The 18,340-nt window shown below is 69.9% G+C and carries 19 protein-coding genes; 11 read left to right on the top strand and 8 right to left on the bottom strand.

Going from position 1 to position 18,340, the window contains the following annotated elements; genetic code table 11:
• The first annotated feature begins 14 nt into the window (after positions 1-14).
• Both ATSB10_RS08240 and ATSB10_RS08235 read left to right on the top strand, forming a co-directional pair.
• Positions 15-461: a GNAT family N-acetyltransferase gene (locus ATSB10_RS08240; protein ID WP_063671999.1), complete on the top strand. Its 447-nt coding sequence runs from the start codon at positions 15-17 to the stop codon at positions 459-461.
• 25 nt (positions 462-486) lie between these two features.
• Positions 487-1,047, top strand: coding sequence for a Maf family protein (locus ATSB10_RS08235; RefSeq protein ID WP_063671997.1), 561 nt, complete (start codon positions 487-489; stop codon positions 1,045-1,047).
• Positions 1,048-1,062: 15 nt separating this feature from the next.
• Here ATSB10_RS08235 and ATSB10_RS08230 read toward each other — a convergent pair whose 3' ends face one another.
• A complete protein-coding gene (locus tag ATSB10_RS08230; protein WP_063671995.1) occupies positions 1,063-1,917 on the bottom strand; it encodes a CPBP family intramembrane glutamic endopeptidase in 855 nt (284 codons plus the stop codon).
• A 151-nt stretch (positions 1,918-2,068) separates the two neighbouring features.
• Between ATSB10_RS08230 and ATSB10_RS08225 the strand changes: the two genes are divergently transcribed.
• Positions 2,069-3,634: a TerC family protein gene (locus ATSB10_RS08225; RefSeq protein WP_063671993.1), complete on the top strand. Its 1,566-nt coding sequence runs from the start codon at positions 2,069-2,071 to the stop codon at positions 3,632-3,634.
• 14 nt (positions 3,635-3,648) lie between these two features.
• On the opposite strand, the gene ATSB10_RS08220 is transcribed toward ATSB10_RS08225, so the two are convergent.
• On the bottom strand, positions 3,649-4,044 hold the full coding sequence (locus ATSB10_RS08220; protein ID WP_063671991.1) for an MAPEG family protein: 396 nt from the start codon (positions 4,042-4,044) through the stop codon (positions 3,649-3,651).
• 111 nt (positions 4,045-4,155) lie between these two features.
• Here ATSB10_RS08220 and ypfJ point away from each other — a divergent pair, with 111 nt between their 5' ends.
• The 3 genes from ypfJ (at position 4,156) to ATSB10_RS08205 (ending at position 6,241) form a co-directional block, all read left to right on the top strand.
• Complete coding sequence (gene ypfJ, locus ATSB10_RS08215; protein ID WP_063671989.1) at positions 4,156-5,037, top strand: KPN_02809 family neutral zinc metallopeptidase; 882 nt, start codon at positions 4,156-4,158, stop codon at positions 5,035-5,037.
• A gap of 137 nt (positions 5,038-5,174) precedes the next feature.
• Positions 5,175-5,561, top strand: a complete 387-nt coding sequence (locus tag ATSB10_RS08210; RefSeq protein WP_063671987.1) for a YkgJ family cysteine cluster protein — start codon at positions 5,175-5,177, stop codon at positions 5,559-5,561.
• Between the two features lie 278 nt (positions 5,562-5,839).
• A complete protein-coding gene (locus tag ATSB10_RS08205) occupies positions 5,840-6,241 on the top strand; it encodes a hypothetical protein (protein WP_236886530.1) in 402 nt (133 codons plus the stop codon).
• Here ATSB10_RS08205 and ATSB10_RS08200 read toward each other — a convergent pair whose 3' ends face one another.
• The 3 genes from ATSB10_RS08200 to ATSB10_RS08190 form a co-directional block, all read right to left on the bottom strand.
• A complete protein-coding gene (locus tag ATSB10_RS08200; RefSeq protein ID WP_063671985.1) occupies positions 6,242-7,033 on the bottom strand; it encodes a dioxygenase family protein in 792 nt (263 codons plus the stop codon). It abuts the gene before it with no gap.
• 80 nt (positions 7,034-7,113) lie between these two features.
• Positions 7,114-8,700, bottom strand: coding sequence for a tetratricopeptide repeat-containing sulfotransferase family protein (locus ATSB10_RS08195; protein WP_063671983.1), 1,587 nt, complete (start codon positions 8,698-8,700; stop codon positions 7,114-7,116).
• Between the two features lie 106 nt (positions 8,701-8,806).
• A complete protein-coding gene (locus ATSB10_RS08190; protein ID WP_063671982.1) occupies positions 8,807-10,636 on the bottom strand; it encodes a DEAD/DEAH box helicase in 1,830 nt (609 codons plus the stop codon).
• A gap of 113 nt (positions 10,637-10,749) precedes the next feature.
• Between ATSB10_RS08190 and ATSB10_RS08185 the strand changes: the two genes are divergently transcribed.
• From ATSB10_RS08185 to ATSB10_RS08175, 3 genes are all read left to right on the top strand, one after another.
• Complete coding sequence (locus ATSB10_RS08185; RefSeq protein ID WP_063671981.1) at positions 10,750-11,499, top strand: SDR family NAD(P)-dependent oxidoreductase; 750 nt, start codon at positions 10,750-10,752, stop codon at positions 11,497-11,499.
• A gap of 64 nt (positions 11,500-11,563) precedes the next feature.
• Complete coding sequence (gene fghA / locus ATSB10_RS08180; protein WP_063671980.1) at positions 11,564-12,412, top strand: S-formylglutathione hydrolase; 849 nt, start codon at positions 11,564-11,566, stop codon at positions 12,410-12,412.
• Complete coding sequence (locus ATSB10_RS08175; protein WP_063671978.1) at positions 12,409-12,960, top strand: GNAT family N-acetyltransferase; 552 nt, start codon at positions 12,409-12,411, stop codon at positions 12,958-12,960. The genes fghA and ATSB10_RS08175 overlap by 4 nt, the downstream gene beginning before the upstream one ends.
• Positions 12,961-13,005: 45 nt before the next feature.
• On the opposite strand, the gene ATSB10_RS08170 is transcribed toward ATSB10_RS08175, so the two are convergent.
• Positions 13,006-14,340: a DEAD/DEAH box helicase gene (locus ATSB10_RS08170; RefSeq protein ID WP_063671976.1), complete on the bottom strand. Its 1,335-nt coding sequence runs from the start codon at positions 14,338-14,340 to the stop codon at positions 13,006-13,008.
• Between the two features lie 288 nt (positions 14,341-14,628).
• Between ATSB10_RS08170 and ATSB10_RS08165 the strand changes: the two genes are divergently transcribed.
• Positions 14,629-15,861 (top strand): MFS transporter, encoded by a 1,233-nt coding sequence (locus ATSB10_RS08165; RefSeq protein ID WP_063671975.1) that lies wholly within the window; start codon positions 14,629-14,631, stop codon positions 15,859-15,861.
• 38 nt (positions 15,862-15,899) lie between these two features.
• Positions 15,900-16,385 (top strand): FKBP-type peptidyl-prolyl cis-trans isomerase, encoded by a 486-nt coding sequence (locus ATSB10_RS08160; RefSeq protein ID WP_063671973.1) that lies wholly within the window; start codon positions 15,900-15,902, stop codon positions 16,383-16,385.
• Positions 16,386-16,460: 75 nt separating this feature from the next.
• Here ATSB10_RS08160 and ATSB10_RS08155 read toward each other — a convergent pair whose 3' ends face one another.
• Together ATSB10_RS08155 and ATSB10_RS08150 are read right to left on the bottom strand one after the other, a co-directional pair.
• Complete coding sequence (locus tag ATSB10_RS08155; protein WP_063671970.1) at positions 16,461-17,030, bottom strand: C40 family peptidase; 570 nt, start codon at positions 17,028-17,030, stop codon at positions 16,461-16,463.
• Positions 17,031-17,088: 58 nt separating this feature from the next.
• Positions 17,089-18,339 (bottom strand): M56 family metallopeptidase, encoded by a 1,251-nt coding sequence (locus ATSB10_RS08150; protein ID WP_063671968.1) that lies wholly within the window; start codon positions 18,337-18,339, stop codon positions 17,089-17,091.
• Position 18,340 lies beyond the last annotated feature (1 nt).

Here is an 18,340-nt window from a genome sequence, read left to right as displayed (position 1 = left end):
ACGACCTCCCGCCGATGACTCTCTCTGTACGTATCGCCGACATCCACGATCTCGATCGACTGGCGCCGCTGTTCGACGCCTACCGCCAGTTCTACCGCCAGCCGGCCGATCTGGCACGGGCCCGCGACTTCCTCGCCGAGCGTCTGGCCCGGCAGGAGTCGCTGGTACTGCTGGCCGAGCTGGACGGCGAGGCGATCGGCTTCACCCAGCTCTATCCCCTGTTCTCCTCCGTGCGCACGGTGCGTACCTGGCTGCTCAACGATCTGTTCGTGGCTCCGTCGGCGCGCCGCGGCGGTGCCGGACGGGCGCTGTTGCAGGAGGCCGCGGCGCAGGCGCGGGCGCGCGGAGCAGCCAGTCTGAGTCTGTCCACCGCGCTGGACAATGCGCCGGCGCAGGCGCTGTACGAATCGCTGGGCTGGGTGCGCGACACGCAGTTCTGCGGGTACGGTCTTGCCCTCTGAGCCCTCCGGGCGATGCGGACCACCTATGCTCTATCTCGCCTCGCAATCGCCGCGTCGTCGCCAGCTGCTCGAGCAGATCGGCGTCGCCTTCGAAGTCGTCCACGTGGACATACCCGAACAGCGCTCGCCGGAAGAGTCGCCCCGCCATTACGTCAGCCGGGTCGCGCGCGACAAGGCGCAGGCAGGGCTGGCTCGCGTCGGCGATCCGGGGGCGGTCGTGCTCGGCAGCGACACCGAGGTGGTGCTGGACGACGAGGTGTTCGGCAAGCCGGCCGATGCCGCCGATGCCGCGGCCATGTTGCGCCGGCTGTCCGGACGCACGCACGAGGTGATCTCGGCGGTGTGGCTGGTTGGCGAGCGGCACGAGGACAGCGAGCTGTGCGTGTCACGCGTGCGCTTTGCCGAGCTGGACGAGGTCACCATCGCCACCTACGTCGCCACCGCCGAGCCCTTCGGCAAGGCGGGCGCCTATGCCATACAGGGACGCGGTGCGACCCTGGTCGAGCACTTGGATGGCAGCTACTCCGGCGTGATGGGATTGCCGGTATTCGAGACCGCCCGACTGCTGGCGCGCTTCGGTGCCTGAGGCTTCGCCCGGTGCTCAGGCGGCCGGGTGAAGCAAGAGAAACCAGCTGGCTACGGCCAGTGCGTTGTTGATGGCGTGGGCGAGCACTGCGGGCCACAGCGAGCCGGAGTGCAGGCGCAACCAGGCGCAGCCCAGCCCGAGCAGGGCCAGATTGGGCAGGGCGTACCAATGCCAATCCAGGTCGGGCAGGTGCACCGTGGCGAACAGTGCGGCGCTCAGCAGCATGGCGGCGGCGACGCGCGTGCCGCCGAGGTCGCGCCGGGTCGACATGCGTTGCCGGAAATCCAGCAGTGAGGAGAACAGCACGCCGCGGAACATCGTTTCCTCCACCAGTGGGCCCAGCGTCACGGCCAGCGCCGCCAGCGCGATTCGGCCCGGCAGCGCGGCCTCATGGCCCATCTGCGAGATGGTCTGGGTGACCGGGTGGGACCCGGCCAGCCAGTGGGTCAGCAGGCCGCCGAACACCGGCACCCCCACACCGAGCGCCAGCGCCGCGGCATAGAACGCCGGGTTGGCGCTGGGCGTGAAACCGAAACCTTGCCAGGCCACCGCCACCGACCACTGTCGCGGCCAGCGCCGGTGCACCAGCCACAGGGTGATGCCGGCGGCGAGCAGCAGGGTGGCCGCGGTCACGGCCGTGCGCACGTCGGGGTTCGCCATCGCCGACTGCAACGGGTTGTCCGGATGCTCGCCCGGAGCGGTCGCCAGGGTCAGGCCGGCGAGGAAGGCGGCGCCGAAGCCGATCACCAGCTGCAGGCAGAAATACAGCACCAGCAGCGCCAGCGCCTCGACCACGCCCGGTGCGTGGACAGGGCGGGTCGCGGGCGGCAACGGCGGTGGTGCGGCCAGTGCGTCGGCGGCGGCATTCACGATGGGGGTGTTCCGAGAGGCGATGGACGCGGCCAAGCTAGCCGGACGGCTCGTGCTCCGGCAATCCCTGCCATCGGTCATGGCCGATCCGGCCCTGCTTGTATAGTGTGGTTTCCTGAGCACGGAGGACCCGGGCGCCCTCGCGCTACCCATGTTCGCATTCGACTGGCTTGCCGACCCCACCGCCTGGGCCGGCCTCCTCACCCTGCTGGTGCTGGAGGTGGTGCTGGGCATCGACAACCTCGTCTTCGTGGCGATCCTTGCCGACCGGCTGCCGCCGGGGCAGCGCGACCGGGCGCGGGTGAGCGGCCTGGCGATCGCCCTGGTCATGCGGCTGGTGCTGCTCGGCGCGATGAGCTGGCTGGTCAAGCTGACCGCGCCGATTGTCCAGTGGCACGGCTTCGCGTTGTCCTGGCGCGACATCATCCTGCTGCTCGGCGGCGCCTTCCTGCTGTTCAAGGCCACACTGGAGCTGCACGAGCGGCTCGAGTCCGGCGGCATCAGCGAGCACGGCAGCCGCGCACCTTCGCGCTTCTGGCTGGTGGTCGCGCAGATCGTGGCGCTGGACGCGGTGTTTTCCCTGGACTCGGTGATCACCGCGGTCGGCATGGTCGATCAGCTGTCGGTGATGATGATCGCGGTGGTCGCCGCGATGGTGCTGATGATCAGTGCCAGCAAACCGCTGACTGCCTTCGTCAACGCGCGACCGACGGTGATCGTGCTGTGCCTGTCGTTCCTGCTGATGATCGGCTTCAGCCTGGTCGCCGAAGGCTTCGGCTTCCACATCCCGAAGGGCTACCTGTACGCGGCGATCGGCTTCTCGATCATGATCGAGGTGTTCAACCAGACCATGCGGCGCAACCGCCAGCGCAGCCTGCTCGGCAGCGCGCGGCATCTGCGCGACCGCACCGCGCAGGCCGTACTGCGGCTGCTCGGCGCCGGTGGCGTGGAAGAGGATGGCGAGCCGGCCAAGCCGTCCACCGGCATGGACGAGGACGCGCCGGCAGTGGCGGTGTTCGGCAAGGATGAGCTTTCCATGGTGCAGGGCGTGCTCGACCTGGCCCAGCGCCCGGTACGCTCGATCATGACTCCGCGGCCGGAGATCCGCTGGATCGATCCGCGCGACGACGTCGACACCGTGCGCCGCGAACTGGCCGAGGCCGGCCACGACTGGCTGCCGCTGGCCCACGACGATCTGGACGAACTGCTGGGCGTGGCTTCCACCCGCGACCTGCTCGGCTGCCTGCTCGACCACGGTCGCATCGAGCTGGAGCCGGTGGCGCGCAAGCCGCTGATGGTGCTCGAGTCGCTGAGCGTGCTGCGCCTGATCGAGGAGTTCCGGCGTGCTCCGCTGCAGGTGGCGCTGGTGGTGGACGAATACGGCAGCCTGCTCGGCCTGGTCACGCCCAGCGATGTGCTGGAGGTGATCGCCGGCGAGTTCCCGGATGCGCTGGGCGGGGATCCGTCGGCCAGCCAGGACGAGGACGGTGCCTGGCTGCTCGACGCTGGCCTGGACGTGCGTCGTGCCGAGCAGCTGCTGGGCCGGCGTCTCCAGGTGGACGACAGTTTCTCCACCCTGGCCGGGCTGGTACTCGAACGCCTCGGCCGCCTGCCGGAGGTGGGCGACAGCGTGACCGCCGACGGTTGGCGCTTCGAGGTGGTGGCGATGGATGGAGCCCGCATCGGCCGCCTGCGGGTGGTGCCGGCGGCCGACTAGGCAGAGTCGGCGGCTCAGCCGGCCAGCATGGCCCGGACCACGCCGATGCCGGCGAGCACCAGCACTGCCAGCCAGGCCAGCATGCCCACGGCGAAGCCGCCCTCGCGCTTGGCCGGGTCGCGCAGATAACCCGCCATGTACCAGACGCGACCGACGATCCACACCAGCCCGGCGATGCCCGCCCAGCCGGCGAAGCCATGCGTGGCGGCCAGCCACAGCGCCGGCAGGAACATCACCGTCTGCTCCAGCGTGTTCATCTGCACGCGGTAGGCGCGCTCGAAGCCCTCGTGGCCGGTCGTGGCCGGCGCCTTGATGCCGTATGTGGCACGGGCCTTGCCCACCGCGAACGCGGTGGCGGAGAGCAGCAGGACGTTGAGAAAGGTCACGAGGGCGGGCAATTGAGCGAGCATGCTGGTGCGGCGTCCGATCAGGGGTGTAGCCGCCTACATTAGCCGGTGCCGTGGCGAGTGTGGTGGCAAGCGGCTATCGTCGCCGCCAACGATGCGAGAACGGGGCGGGCGATGGACTGGGGCAAGGGGCGTTCGAGCGACAACGTGGAGCAGGGCAGCGGCGGTGGCGGCGGGTTCTCCCCGCGCGGCGGCGGCCGGCTGGGGCTCGGCGGGCTGGTGGTGCTGGTGATCCTCAGCCTGGTCTTCAAGCGCGACCTGATCACGCCGTTCCTGTCCGGCGAGGGCACCGGATCCCAGCAGACCAGCGGCCAGATCCAGCCCACCACGGCAGTGGACTGCCACAATCCGGCGAACCAGCAGATCGATTTCGTCTGCCGGGTGTTCGGCGCCACCGAGGACACCTGGGGGCAGATCTTCGCCGAGCACAACGCCCGGTACGTGCAGCCGAAGCTGCACCTGTTCCGCGGCAGCGTGCAGACCGCCTGCGGTGCGGCGTCGACTGCGGTCGGGCCGTTCTACTGCCCGGGCGACCAGAAGGTCTACCTCGACCTGGACTTCTTCCAGGAGCTGCAGGACCGCTTCCACGCCGCCGGCGATTTCGCCCGCGCCTACGTGATCGCGCACGAGGTCGGGCATCACGTGCAGAAGCTGATCGGCGTGTTCGACAAGACCGAGCAGGCGCGTCGCCAGGGGGCAGCGATGGAGGGAGCGACCGGCCTGTCGGTGCGCCAGGAACTGCAGGCGGACTGTTTCGCCGGCGTCTGGGCGAACCGCAGCCAGCAGCGGCTGAACTGGCTGCAGCAGGGCGACATCGAGTCGGCTCTCAACGCCGCCAGCCAGATCGGTGACGACACCCTGCAGCGTGAGGCGCGCGGCACGGTGGTGCCGGACTCGTTCACCCACGGCACTTCGGCGCAGCGCGTGAAGTGGTTCAGGACCGGCTTCCAGAGCGGCGACATGGCCAGCTGCAACACCTTCGCCGGGCCGCTTTGAGCGACGCCCGCCGGGCGATCGGCAACGCCGGCTAAAGGGCGCGTTGCGAGACGTCGGCGACCCATGTTCCGACAGCGGGGACTCTGGATAGAATCCGCCGGCTGCGCGCCGAGGGGTGCGCCTTCCCGGTCCGCTCCATGGTCCATCCCTGCCTCGCCTGCGGCGCCTGCTGCGCCTATTTCCGGGTGGCTTTTCACTGGTCCGAGGCCGAGTCGTTCCTCGGCGGTACCGTGCCCGAAGCGCTCACCACCAAGCTCGATCCGCACCGCCTGGCCATGCGTGGCACCGAGGCGAAGGCCGTGCGCTGCGTGGCCTTGCAGGGCGAGGTCGGTGTGCAGGCCAGTTGCGGCATCTACCCGCAGCGTCCCTCGGTGTGCCGCGAGGTGGCCCCGTCGTGGGAGTTCGGTGAGATCAGCGCGCAATGCGACAAGGCGCGCGTGGCGCACGGGCTGCTGCCACTGACGCCGGAAGACTGGATCGATCCAAGCGGCGCCGGCGTGCCGCCACTGCCGCGCAGCGCCTGATCGCCGACCCATCCGATCAGTGCGGTCCGGGGGAGGTGCTTGCGGCAAATGGATTACGCGTGTAATTTCAGTGCGAATTACATGCGTAATCCTGGAGGCGTCGCATGGCTCAGGGCGGATCGAGGCGGGACGGTCGATGGCCGTCGGCCGGGCGTGGGCTCCTGCTGGCGGGCCTGATCACGGCGCTGGGCGGATGCGCTTCGTCGCCGAGGCAGCCCGCACGGCCGCCGGCCCATGAAGGATCCGCTTCCTGGCACGCGGTCGAGCAGCCTGACACCGTGCATTACCAGCTGGCGCTGGGTGAGGTCTCCAGTGGCGGGACGGTGGCGGCGCGGGTGGCTCCGGCGTATCCCGGTGGCGAGCTGGCCGCGTGTCCGCCCGCGGTGGAGGTGATCGCCCGGCTGATCGTCGACACCCATGGGCGCGTGATCGAGGTGCAGCCAGGCAATGCGGATGCGGCCGCGCCGGAACGTCGCCCGTTCCTCGCGGCAACCCGCGCCGCGGCGATGCAGTGGCGGTTCGCCCCGTTGCAGATCAACCACTGGTCGGCCGATGCCAACGGCGAAAGCCATGTGGTGGACAGCCGTACCGAGCCCTTCAGCCTGGACTATGTGTTCCGCTTCACCTGCCACGCCGGCAGCGCGCAGGTGAGCGCAGGCGACAAGGTCGCGGCCGGCTGATCAGGCCGCCGCGTCGAAGCGGTAGATGTCCATGGCCAGGAAGCCCAGGTCGACGCCCGCATCCAGCCGCTGCGCCCGGGCGCCTTCGCCGGCGGCGCCGTGCGCCACGAACAGCGGCAGCAGGTGTTCGTCGGTGGGATGGGCGCGCTCGGCGAACGGTGCCTGGCGGCGGTAGTCGAGCAGGGCGGCGGTATCGCCCTGCGCGAGCCGCTGTTCGACCCACTCGATGAAGGGGCGTACGTAGGGGGCCTCGTGGTCAGCGTCGTAACCAGCGCGGAAATCGTGCAGGTTGTGGGTGATCGAGCCGGAACCGATCAGCAGCACGCCCTCGCCACCAAGCCCGGCAAGCGCCTGGCCCAGCGCGTACTGGTGCGCCGGCCCGAGCATCGGCTGGATCGACAGCGGCACGACCGGGATGTCGGCCTTGGGGTACATCAGTCGCAGCGGCACCCATATGCCGTGATCGAGTCCGCGCTGCGGATCCACCTGTGCGGGAAGCCCGGCCTGGTCGAGCCTGTTCGCGATGCGTGCAGCCAGTCCGGGATCGCCGGGGGCGGGATACTGCAATTCATAGAGTTCCTGCGGGAAGCCGCCGAAATCGTGCACGGTCGACGGTTGTCCGGCACCGCCGACGAGCGGCGACCGCGCCAGATAGTGGGCACTGGCCACGACAATGGCACGCGGGCGCGGGAGCGCCGCGGCCAGCTCGGCCAGCCGCGTGCCGGTCAGGCCGGGCTGCAGTGCCGTCATCGGCGAGCCGTGGGAGATGTACAGGCTGGGCAGATGGTTCATGCGCTACATGATGGGGGCTGATCGCGGCGAGTGCGCGGCCGGCCCCGCGCACAGACTGTTGCTCCGTGCGAACGGCGCGCTCAGGGTCCGGTGCGGGCGGCCAGCCCCTTGCGCAGCGGATCCAGCAGGGGGCCGTAATGGTCGGCGCGGGCGGTGTCGCTGCGCAGCGGCTGGCGCACCTGCGAGGCGCTGGGCGTGCGCACGCTGCGCATGGCGCGGTGGTAGTCGAGGCAGGCCGGGTCGAACGGCAGGCCGCAGAAGTCGAGCAGGGCACGGATCTCGTCCTCCGGCCGCTCCAGCAACGCCTCGTAGCGCTGAATGCGCACCCGTCGCGGGCGGGCGGCCTGCCAGTCGCCCATCGCCCGCTCGTAGTCGCGGGTGTAGGCAGCGATGTCGGCCAGGTCGCAGGCGAAGTGCGGCAGCCGGTAGAACTGCTGCTTGAAGCACGACCAGCCGGCCTCCATGGCATCGCGCCGCACATCGACGATGTGCGCGCCGGGCAGCATCGCGGCAAGCAGGCCGGCATGCAGCCAGTTCTCAGGCAGCTTGTCGGTGTGCCGTGGCCGTCGCGTGCGCCAGCGCGCGGTGCGTTCCAGGTAGCGGCGGCCGAGCCGTGCCCAGTCCCCGGCGCTCGCCGCGGCCAGCCACGCCGGCAAGGGCTGACGGCGCCGGTTCGACTCCTCGGCGATCACCGCGTCGAGATCGTCCAGCTCGCTGGCGCCCTCGACCTGCGGGTGCGCGGCGAGGATCTGCTCGAACAACGTGGAGCCCGAACGCGGCAGCCCGACGATGAAGATCACCTCTTCGCCCAGCGCCGGATCGACGGGTGCGGGCAGGTGTCGCGTGGCCTCGACCAGCCGCGCCACGTGCGCGCTGAAGGCAGGCGCCTGCCACGGCGCGAGCCGGCGCATGCGGGCGTTGGCCTCGGCCAGCGCGGCGAACGCCTCGGGATGGCGCCCATGGTCCTCCAGCGCCTTGCCCAGCGCGAAGCCCATCGCGATGCGGTCGCTGTCGACGAGGTCCTGCCGCGCCAGCTGCGCCTGCAGTGCTGCAATGTCATCGCTCGAAAGCGGGCGCGTCTTGATGTTGCCCAGTCCGCGCCAGGCGTCGCCGCAGCACGGATGGACGGCGAGCGCGGCGCGGTAGTGCGCGGCGGCATCGTCGAAGCGGCCCAGGTGCACCAGCGCGTCGCCGGCCAGGATGTGCGCGGGCAGCAGGTCCGGCGCCAGTACGGCGGCGCGTTCCAGCGCGCGCACGGCTTCCTCGCTGTCGCCGAGCTGCTGCAGGTTGCGACCGAGGTTGAACCAGGCCATCGGGTAGTCGGGTGCGGCGACGCAGGCCTGTCGCCAGACGGTCAGTGCTTCATCCGATTCGCCGCGCCGGGCCAGCGCGCTGGCCAGATCGTTCATTGCCAGCGCGTCGTCCGGAGCCAGCGCCAGCCCCTTGCGCAGCACGGCGACGGCGTCGTCGAAGCGGCCGCGGCGGGTGGCCGCGATGCCCTGCAGCCGGAGTACCTCGGCCTGCCTTGGTACCAGGCGGTGCAGCTGCTCGAGCAACTGGTCGGCGGCGTCGAGCTGGCCGTCGCGGATGGCGCGGGCGGCGGCGTGCAGCCGCTCGCGCTCGGAGGCGGACAGGCCGGCCATGCGCGGATCCGGGGAGGTGCTCATGCGGGAGGGCGGGCGCGGGTCATCGCACGATGTTACGGGTCGCAGGCGGTCACCGACGAGTCCCCAATTCAAAAAAACACCGCGCCGGAGCGCGGTGTCGGAGGGGTCAGGAATGACGCCGCGGCGGCTTGCCGTGTCCGCCCGGCCGGGGCTTGCCCTTGAAGCCGCCCGGGCGCGGACCGCTGCGGCGCGGCGGCGGACGGTCGGCGGCACCGTCGTCCTGGCCGTCCCACTCGTGGATGCGCAGCTGGCGCTGCACCACCCAGACCTTCTTCAGGTGCTCGAAGATGTCTTTCGGCATGCCGTCGGGCAGGTCGATCAGACTGTAGTCGCCGCGGATGCTCAGTCGGCCCATGTGGCTGCTTTCCAGGCCGGCCTCGTTGGCGATGGCGCCGATGATGTTGCCCGGCTTCACGCCGTGCTCGTGGCCCACTTCGATGCGGTAGGTGCGCTTGCCCGGCTCGGTGACGTGGGCGCGCACAGCGGGACGGAAGCCTTCGCGCGGTGCGCCGTCGCGGCCACGGCTGTCGCGTGCATCCCGCGGCTCGCGCTCGGCGCGGGCCGGCCGCTCGCGCGGCTCGAACTCGCGCTTCGGCGGCGGAGTCAGCAGCAGCGGCTGGTCGCCCTGGGCGATCCGCGCCAGGGCGGCGGCGATCTCGATCGCCGGCACGTTGTGTTCGGTCTCGTACTGCTCGATCAGCTGCTGGAAGAACTCCAGGCCGCCCTGCGCCAGGGTATCGCTGATGCGCTGCTTGAACTTGCCGATGCGCACATCGTTCACCGCCTCGACGGTGGGCAGCTTCATCTCCTCGATCGGCTGGCGCGTGGCGCGTTCGATCGCCCGCAGCATGCCCTTCTCGCGCGGGGTGACGAACAGGATCGCCTCGCCGTTGCGGCCCGCGCGGCCGGTGCGGCCGATGCGATGCACGTAGCTCTCGGTGTCGTACGGGATGTCGTAGTTCATGACGTGGCTGATGCGCTCCACGTCCAGGCCGCGCGCCGCCACGTCGGTGGCGACCAGGATGTCGAGCTTGCCGTCCTTGAGCTGCTGGATCACCCGCTCGCGCTGCGGCTGGGCGATGTCGCCGTTGATCGCGGCCGCGGCGAAGCCGCGCGCGGACAGCTTCTCGGCCAGCTCCTCGGTGGCCTGCTTGGTGCGCGCGAAGATGATCATCGCGTCGAACGGCTCGGCCTCCAGGATGCGCGTCATCGCGTCCAGCTTGTGCAGGCCGGAGACGAACCAGTAGCGCTGGCGGATGTTGGCCGCGGTGGTGGTGGAGGACTTGATGGTGACCTCGACCGGATCCTTCAGGTGCTGCTGCGCGATCTTGCGGATCACCGTGGGCATGGTGGCCGAGAACAGCGCCACCTGGCGGGTCGGCGGGGTCGCCTCGAGCACCTTGGTGACGTCGTCGATGAAGCCCATGCGCAGCATCTCGTCGGCCTCGTCGAGCACCAGGTACTTCAGTTCCGACAGGTCCAGCGTGCCCTTGTCCAGGTGGTCGATCACGCGGCCGGGAGTACCGACCACGATCTGCACGCCGCGGCGCAGCGCCTGCAGCTGCGGGCCGTAGCTCTGGCCGCCGTAGATCGGCAGCACCTGCAGGCCGGGCAGATAGGTGGCGTAGCGCTGGAATGCCTCGGCGACCTGGATCGCCAGCTCGCGCGTCGGCGCCAGCACCAGCGCCTGCGGCTTGCCGGGCTTGAGCTCGATGCGCGACAGGATCGGCAGGGCGAATGCGGCGGTCTTGCCGGTGCCGGTCTGCGCCTGGCCGAGCACGTCGCGGCCTTCCATCAGCGGCGGGATGGTGGCGGCCTGGATCGGCGAGGGCGACTCGTAGCCGACATCGGCGAGGGCGCGCAGCAGGTCCGGTGCGAGGCCAAGCGCGGTGAAGCCGGCGGCTGCCGGTACGGAGTCGGAAGACGGGGATGACATGGGGAACCTCGGGGTGGCACGCCGGTCGGCGTGCGGGAGAATGACGGCTATTGTAGCAGTCCGCGGGCCGCCGGCCCGCGCGGTAATACGTTCAAGGCACAGGAGATTCAGGCATGGCGAAGCGTCTGGTGGGCAAGGTGGCGCTGGTGACCGGGGCGTCCTCGGGTATCGGCGAAGCGACGGCGATCGCGTTGGCCGAGGAGGGGGCGCGGGTCGCGGTGACCGCGCGCCGCCGCGACCGGCTGGAAAAGCTGGCGGAAACCCTCGCCGGGCTGGGTGCCGAGCCGCTGGTGCTGGAGGCGGATCTGCTCGACGAGCACGAGGCCCAGCGCGTGGTGCGCGAGACCGAAGCACACTATGGACGTCTGGACGTCCTGGTCAACAACGCCGGCGTGATGTACCTGGAGCCGGTGGCCGAGGCCGATCTCGGCCGCTGGCGCCGGATGCTGGAGCTCAACGTGCTCAGCCTGATCGCTTCGACCCAGGCGGCGCTGGCCGGCATGACCGCGCGTGGCGATGGTCACATCGTCAACGTCTCCTCCACCGCCGGGCGCATCGCCAACCCCAACGCGGCCGCCTACTCGGCGACCAAGTTCGGCGTGGTGGCGTTCTCCGAGGCGCTGCGCCGCGAGGTCTACAGGCACGGCATCCGTGTCACCGTGATCGAGCCGGGCGTGGTGGAGACCGAGCTGCGCGACCACATCGGCCACGCTGCGACCAGGGACGCGCTGAACGCATGGGCCGACAGCATGCGACAGCTGCAGTCGCACGACGTGGCCGAGGCGATCGCGTTCTGCGTCACCCGCCCGCCGCACGTGAACATCAACGAATTGCTGATGCGACCCACCGACCAGGAGCGTTGACCGCAAGGGGCGGTTCGGGTGGCAGGGGTATGATCGGTGTTTGGCCAGGCCTCAGGAGGCAAGGATGAGCGGCTTCGAGACCCTTTCCGAGCAGGCATGCTTCGGCGGCGTGCAGGGCTTCTACCGGCACGATTCGGTCGTGTGCGGAGGGCCGATGCGCTTCGCCGTGTACCAACCCCCGCAGGCGGTGCAGGGACGGCGACCGGTGCTGTACTACCTGGCCGGTCTCACCTGCACCGAGGAAACCGCCACCATCAAGGCCGGCGCGCAACGGTTGGCCGCCCAGTACGGCATGGTGCTGGTGATGCCGGACACCAGTCCGCGCGACACCGGCATCGATGGGGCGACCGGCGACTGGGAGTTCGGCGAAGGGGCCGGCTTCTACGTCGATGCCACGCAGGCGCCTTATGCCGCCCGGTTCCGCATGTACAGCTACGTGGTCGAGGAGCTGCCGGCGCTGGTCGCGCGACATTTTCCGGTCGACCCAACCCACAGCAGCGTCTTCGGCCACTCGATGGGGGGCCACGGCGCGCTGACCATCGCGCTGCGCCATCCGGATCGCTATCGCTCGGTGTCGGCTTTCGCGCCGATCGTGGCGCCCAGCCAGGTGCCGTGGGGACTCAAGGCGCTGCCGCGTTATCTGGGCGAGGACCGCGCAGCCTGGGCCGACTACGATGCCTGTGAGCTGGTCGCGCGGCAGACCTTCCCGGGCACGATCCTCATCGACCAGGGCGAGGCGGACAAATTCCTCGAGGGCCAGCTCAAGCCGGAGCTGTTCGACCAGGCCTGTGCAGAAGCGGGGCAGGCGCTGCTGCTGCGCCGGCATCCTGGCTACGACCACAGCTACTGGTTCATCAGCACCTTCGTCGAGGACCACATGCGCCATCATGCGCAGGCGCTCGGGCTGGCGTGAGCGGTGGAATCGCCTGGCGCACGGCGCGCTTGTCCTGTCGTCTCGCCAGGCCGGACGACGCCGAAGCGCTGTGGCGCTATCGCACGGCCAATCGCGACCATCTGGCACCGTGGGAGCCTCTGCGCGACGAGGCCTACTACACACCCGCCCACAGTCGGCGGACGCTGGAGGAGTGGATGCTCGGCGTGGCGCAGGATCGCGCCTATCCGATCCTGATGTTCGATCCGGACGAGCGCGAAGTGCTCGGCAGCTTCACTTTCTCGAATGTGGTGCGAGGTCCCTTCCAGGCCTGCCTGCTGGGCTACGGCCTGGCGGCGGAGCATGAGGGCCGGGGATTGATGCGTGAAGCGCTGGCGCCGGCGATGGACTGGGCCTTCGACACGCTGGGCCTGCATCGGGTGATGGCCAACTACCTTCCACGCAACGAGCGCAGCGGCCGGCTGCTGGCCTCGCTGGGGTTCGAACGAGAGGGACTGGCGCGGCGCTACCTGCAGATCGCCGGCGTGTGGGAAGACCACGTGCTCACGGCGAAGATCGCGCCGGATTGAACGGAGTGGCGGCACGTTGCCGTGCCGCCACGCGATGGGGCGATCTCAGGCCTTGGCCGCCGGACGCCCGCGGCGACGCCGTGTGCGATTGCCCGCGGCATGTTCGCCGCCGGCGCCAGCCTGCACGTGACCGTGCGGACGGTGGCCCGGGTTCGCCTTGCCCTGGCCCGAAGGCCGGTTGCCCGGGCGACCCTGGCGCTGATTGCCCTGCACCGGCTTGGGCGCACCCGGATCCAGCCGCAGCGGCGCCGACGGTTCGAAGCCGGCGACCGGATCGATCGCGATCTCCTGCTTGACCAGCTTGAGGATGTCGCGCAGGAGGCCCGACTCGTCGTGGCTGACCAGCGACACCGCCAGGCCGGTGGAGCCGGCGCGACCGGTGCGGCCGATGCGGTGCACGTAGTCCTCGGCGACCATCGGCAGGTCGAAATTGATCACCATCGGCAGCTGGTCGATGTCGATGCCGCGGGCGGCGATGTCGGTGGCCACCAGCACGGTGATCCGCCCGCTCTTGAAGTCGCTCAGGGCACGGGTGCGTGCGTTCTGGCTCTTGTTGCCGTGGATCGCGGCGGAGCGCACGCCGGACACCTCCAGGAACTTCACCAGCTTGTCGGCGCCGTGCTTGGTGCGGCTGAAAACCAGCGTCTGGCGGCGGCTGTCACCGGCCAGCACGTGCAGCAGCAGGTCGCGCTTGCGCGCCGCATCCACCGGATGCACGTGGTGGCTGACCAGCGGCGCCACGGTGTTCGGCGGGGTCACCGAGACTTCCTTCGGCTCGCGCATGAACTGCATGGCCAGCGCCTTGATCGCCGGGGCGAAGGTCGCCGAGAACAGCAGCGTCTGGCGCTGCTTCGGCAGCGCCGAGAGCACCCGCTTGAGCGCCGGCAGGAAGCCCATGTCGAGCATGCGGTCGGCCTCGTCCAGTACCAGCGTGTCGATGCCGCCGAGGTCGATCGTGCGCTGCTGCATGTGGTCGATCAGCCGGCCCGGGGTCGCGATCACCACGTCCACGCCGCGGCGCAGGGCGTTGATCTGGGGCCCCATGCCGACGCCGCCGAAGATGGTGGTGGTGGCGACGCGGACGTATTTGGCGTAGTCGCGGAAGTTGTCGTTGACCTGGGCGGCCAGCTCGCGGGTCGGGGTGAGCACCAGCACGCGCGGGCGACGGGTCTGCGGGGCGCCGGCGTCGATCAGCTTGTGGATCACCGGCAGGGCGAACGCGGCGGTCTTGCCGGTACCGGTCTGGGCGGCGGCCAGCAGGTCGTGACCGGCGATCACCAGCGGGATGGAGCCGGCCTGCACCGGCGTGGGTTCGGCGTAGCCCTGGTCGGTCAGCGCACGCAGCAACGCGGGCGCAAGGCCCAGCGATTCGAAGGACATGGAAACTCCTGAGGTGGCCCTTCGCGCTCCCTGATACCGCGCGCCAGGCAAATGAACATCGGCGGCTGCGCACCGGGGGAAGGTGGGCTGGCCGGGTGTCGCGCGCGCTACCGGGGTGGGGAAATGGGCAAGGGTTCAACCCTCGCCGAAATCTCCGTTAGGGAGTCGGAGGCGTCTACGAACCGTACAAGTGTAGCGCAAAGCGGCCGGGCTTGTTGCCGTGCGTCAATCCACGGTGTCCGGAGGGCACATGCTAGCCTCGGCAGCCTTTCCGCCGAGGAGCCGAGCATGTCCCTGGTTGCCGCGTTTCGCGCCCTTGATTCCCGCCAGCGGCACACGGTGCTGGCCAGCTTTCTGGGCTGGACCCTCGACGCCTTCGACTTCTTCCTGCTGGTCTTCGTGATCGGCAACATTGCCGGGGAGTTCGGGGTCGCGACGAAGGAGGTCGCCTTCAGCATCCTGCTGACGCTTGCGGCGCGGCCCATCGGGGCGCTGCTGTTTGGCCGCCTGGCTGACCGCTATGGCCGTCGGCCCGTGCTGATGGTCGACGTGCTGCTGTTTTCGGTGCTGGAGCTGGCCTGTGCCTTCGCGCCCTCGCTGACCGTGCTGCTGGTGCTGCGCTTCCTGTTCGGCATCGCGATGGGCGGCGAGTGGGGCATCGGCGCCTCGCTGGTGATGGAGTCGATCCCGGCCGGCTCGCGCGGCGCGGTGTCCGGTCTGCTGCAGAGCGGCTATCCCTGCGGCTACTTCCTGGGCGCGCTGGCGTACTGGCTGGTGTTCGGGGTGTTCGGCTTCGGCTGGCGCGCGATGTTCGTCGTTGGCGCGCTGCCTGCGCTGCTGGTGCTGTACCTGCGCGCCAGGGTGCCGGAGTCGCCGGTGTGGGAGGCGCGCCGCCAGGCCGGGAAGCCCCGCCATGTGCTGCATGCGATGCGCGGGCACTGGAAGCGGCTGGTCTACATGATGCTGCTGATGGCGGCGTTCAACATGTTCAGCCACGGCTCGCAGGACATGTATCCGACCTTCCTCAAGTCGCAGCTGCACCTGGGTACCGGCGAGGTGACCCTGCTGACCATGCTGCTCAATGCCGGTGCCATCGTCGGCGGCCTGTTCTTCGGCGCGTGGTCGGAGCGGGTGGGGCGGCGGCGGGCGATGGTGGTGGCGGCCCTGCTGGCGCTGCCGTGCATCCCGTTGTGGGCCTTCGGCGGCTCGCTGGTGCTGCTTGGCCTGGGGGCGTTCCTGATCCAGGTGATGGTGCAGGGGGCCTGGGGCGTGGTGCCGTCCTACCTCAACGAGATGTCGCCGGACGAGGTGCGCGGTACGCTGCCCGGTTTCGCCTACCAGCTCGGCAACCTGCTGGCGGCCAGTACCGCCTACGCGCAGGCCTGGCTGGCCGAGGCCCACGGCGGCAACTACGCCATGGTGATGGCGCCGTGGATGGCTGCGGTGGCGGTGCTGCTGGCGCTGCTGGCCTGGCTCGGGCCGGAGGTGCGGGGCGTGCGCTTCGGCGGCGGGCAGGCCTGATACAATCGCCCGCTTTGCACGACCCGAAAGAGACCGACATGAAGGCTGGCAAGGACAAGGTGATCTCGCTGCACTACACCCTCACGGTGGACGGCGAGAAGGTGGAAAGCTCGCTGGACGGCAACGAGCCGCTGTGGGTTCTGCTCGGCCACGGGCAGTTGATCCCGGGGCTGGAGAAGGCGCTGGAAGAGCGCGAGGCAGGCGAGTCGTTCCAGGTCGAGGTGCCGCCGGCGGAAGCTTACGGTGAACGCCAGGAGGGCCAGACCCAGCGCGTGCCGAAGAAGTACTTCCAGCAGGCGAACAAGCTCAAGCCGGGCATGGCCACGACGCTGGCGCTCAAGCAGGGCGGCCATCGCGTGGTGGTGGTGCAGAAGGTGGGCATGACCACGGTGGACGTGGATCTGAACCACCCGATGGCCGGCAAGGCGCTCATCTTCGACGTCACCGTCAACGAGGTGCGCGAGGGCACCGAGGAAGAGATCCAGCACGGTCACGCGCATCCGCCGGGCGGCGCGGCCCACTGAGCTCGCCCCATCTGCGGGATGAACAAAAAAACGGCGCCCTCGGGCGCCGTTTTTTGTTCAGCGACACGTGCCCGGTCAGTCCAGCAGGCGTTTTCCGAACTCGAAGTGGTCGCGCCAGTACGGGCCGTCGATGTCGTCCAGGCGCACCGTGCCGCCGCTGTTCGGTGCATGCACGAAGCGTCCCTTGCCGACGTAGACGCCGACGTGGCTGATGCCGCCGCGGCTGCCGAAGAACACCAGGTCGCCGCTGGCCAGGTCGGTCATGTGCCGGATCTTGCGCCCGTCCATCGCGGCCATCTCGCGCGAGCTGTGCGGCAGCAGGATGTCCGCGGCGTGGCGGTAGATGTAGTCGACCAGGCCGCTGCAGTCGAAGCCGGATTCCGGCGTGTTGCCACCCCATTTGTAGGGCGTGCCGACCAGTGCCATCGCGCGGAACAGCACGTCGTTGGCGACCTGCGCCGTGGCCGCCGAAGGCGCACGGGCGGGCAGGTCGGCGAGGTCGGAATGGGAGGCCTTGAAGGTCGGTTCACGGCGGTGCGGCGCGCTGGAGCAGGCCGCCAGCGCAAGGCATGCGAGCGCAGCGAGCACCCAGCGACCGGATGGCCGTGCGGGGTGATTTGGCGAGGCGTTGGTGAGCGGCATCATGCGGTAGGCCCATACCCGGATGGCATGAGCCTACCAAAGCCATCAAAACACTTTCAAATCAGTGCTTTTTTGCATATTCCGAAGCCTTTTTCTCGGCTTCGGCCTTGCTGACGGGCGTGGGTAATCGGTCCAGCGAAAAGTTGACCGGAACCCGGGCGTAGCTCTCGATGGCGTGGCCGCCGCGCATGGCCGGGATGAAGTGCCATTGCATGGCCGCCTCGCTGGCGGCGGCGATCAGGTTGCCCGACGTGGTGTCGCTGGCCTTGGGGTCGTAATCCACCTGCTTCACCGAGCCGTCCGGGTTGACCAGGATCTTGAGCATCACCGTGCCTTGCTCCCTGTTCGCGATGGAGGCTTTCGGATAGTGCGGCTGCACGCGGGCGTTGAAGGCCAGGTCCTGCGAGGCGCCTGCCGCTGGCTGGGCCGGGGGCATGGTTCGTGCCGCCAGGGAGAGGCCGGTGCCGGCCAGTGCCAGGCCGAGCGTGCCGGCGACGCGAAGCGGGGTGCGGGTGCGGTGGCGTCGGATCATGGTCAGTCGTTCCTTCAGCTGCGGCTCGGCGAGCCAGGGGATCAGCACCGGCGCAGCATCCATGCCGGCGCTGGAAAGCAGGGTGCGCGCATAAGCGGGGGCGTCCGCACCGTGGGCGCGCAGGGTGCGCTCGTCGCAGGCCAGTTCCTGATCGAGGCGGAAGCGGGGCAGGGCCAGCCAGGCCAGCGGGTGGAACCACAGCACGGCGGCCAGGATCTCCGCCAGCAGCGTCCACAGCGGATCGAGCCGGCGCAGGTGGGTGCATTCGTGGGCCAGCACCATGCGCATGCGCTCGCGGTCGCGGTCGCCATCACGGGCGAAATCGGGCGGCAGCAGCACGAGGCTGCGGGGAGCCCACAGCACGGCCGGCCCCATCGGGTGGACCCGCAGCCGCCGTGGATCGAGCGTCGGCGCCACGGCGGCCACCATGGCCTGCAGGGCGGCAGGTGCTGGCCGGGCCTCGCGGCGCAGGCGGACGTAGACGACCACGAGCCGCAGCAGTGCCAGGGCGGTGCCCGTGCCCCACAGCAGCAACCCCATCTCGCGGGAGCTTGGACTTGCCGCCAGCGCAGCGGCCGTGGCCTGCCGTGCCTGCACCAGCACCGGCGGCAGCGCGTACTCCGATATCGCCGGGATCGGCAGCCATGCCATGGCGGCGAGCATCGGCGGCCACAGCCACAGCGTGAAAGCCGGGCCGGCGCCAAGCAGGCGCCGCACCGGGCGGCGCAGGATCAGTACCAGCAGCAATCCGAGGGTCATATCGAGCAGGAGGGCCGACATC

The organism is Dyella thiooxydans (genome assembly GCF_001641285.1).
In the GTDB taxonomy this organism is placed as follows: Bacteria; Pseudomonadota; Gammaproteobacteria; order Xanthomonadales; family Rhodanobacteraceae; genus Dyella_A; species Dyella_A thiooxydans.
The sequence above is the reverse complement of the archived record's forward strand: the minus strand, read 5'-3'. Positions and strand labels throughout refer to the sequence as shown.

Excerpts from the sequence above, each read along its gene's own strand:
- ATSB10_RS08240 (WP_063671999.1), top strand. The coding sequence starts at position 15 with ATGACTCTCTCTGTACGTATCGCCGACATCCACGATCTCGATCGACTG.
- ATSB10_RS08235 (WP_063671997.1), top strand. The coding sequence starts at position 487 with ATGCTCTATCTCGCCTCGCAATCGCCGCGTCGTCGCCAGCTGCTCGAG.
- ATSB10_RS08225 (WP_063671993.1), top strand. The coding sequence starts at position 2,069 with ATGTTCGCATTCGACTGGCTTGCCGACCCCACCGCCTGGGCCGGCCTC.
- ATSB10_RS08220 (WP_063671991.1), bottom strand. The coding sequence starts at position 4,044 with ATGCTCGCTCAATTGCCCGCCCTCGTGACCTTTCTCAACGTCCTGCTG.
- ypfJ (WP_063671989.1), top strand. The coding sequence starts at position 4,156 with ATGGACTGGGGCAAGGGGCGTTCGAGCGACAACGTGGAGCAGGGCAGC.
- ATSB10_RS08210 (WP_063671987.1), top strand. The coding sequence starts at position 5,175 with ATGGTCCATCCCTGCCTCGCCTGCGGCGCCTGCTGCGCCTATTTCCGG.
- ATSB10_RS08200 (WP_063671985.1), bottom strand. The coding sequence starts at position 7,033 with ATGAACCATCTGCCCAGCCTGTACATCTCCCACGGCTCGCCGATGACG.
- ATSB10_RS08195 (WP_063671983.1), bottom strand. The coding sequence starts at position 8,700 with ATGAGCACCTCCCCGGATCCGCGCATGGCCGGCCTGTCCGCCTCCGAG.
- ATSB10_RS08190 (WP_063671982.1), bottom strand. The coding sequence starts at position 10,636 with ATGTCATCCCCGTCTTCCGACTCCGTACCGGCAGCCGCCGGCTTCACC.
- ATSB10_RS08185 (WP_063671981.1), top strand. The coding sequence starts at position 10,750 with ATGGCGAAGCGTCTGGTGGGCAAGGTGGCGCTGGTGACCGGGGCGTCC.
- fghA (WP_063671980.1), top strand. The coding sequence starts at position 11,564 with ATGAGCGGCTTCGAGACCCTTTCCGAGCAGGCATGCTTCGGCGGCGTG.
- ATSB10_RS08170 (WP_063671976.1), bottom strand. The coding sequence starts at position 14,340 with ATGTCCTTCGAATCGCTGGGCCTTGCGCCCGCGTTGCTGCGTGCGCTG.
- ATSB10_RS08165 (WP_063671975.1), top strand. The coding sequence starts at position 14,629 with ATGTCCCTGGTTGCCGCGTTTCGCGCCCTTGATTCCCGCCAGCGGCAC.
- ATSB10_RS08160 (WP_063671973.1), top strand. The coding sequence starts at position 15,900 with ATGAAGGCTGGCAAGGACAAGGTGATCTCGCTGCACTACACCCTCACG.
- ATSB10_RS08155 (WP_063671970.1), bottom strand. The coding sequence starts at position 17,030 with ATGATGCCGCTCACCAACGCCTCGCCAAATCACCCCGCACGGCCATCC.
- ATSB10_RS08150 (WP_063671968.1), bottom strand. The coding sequence starts at position 18,339 with ATGTCGGCCCTCCTGCTCGATATGACCCTCGGATTGCTGCTGGTACTG.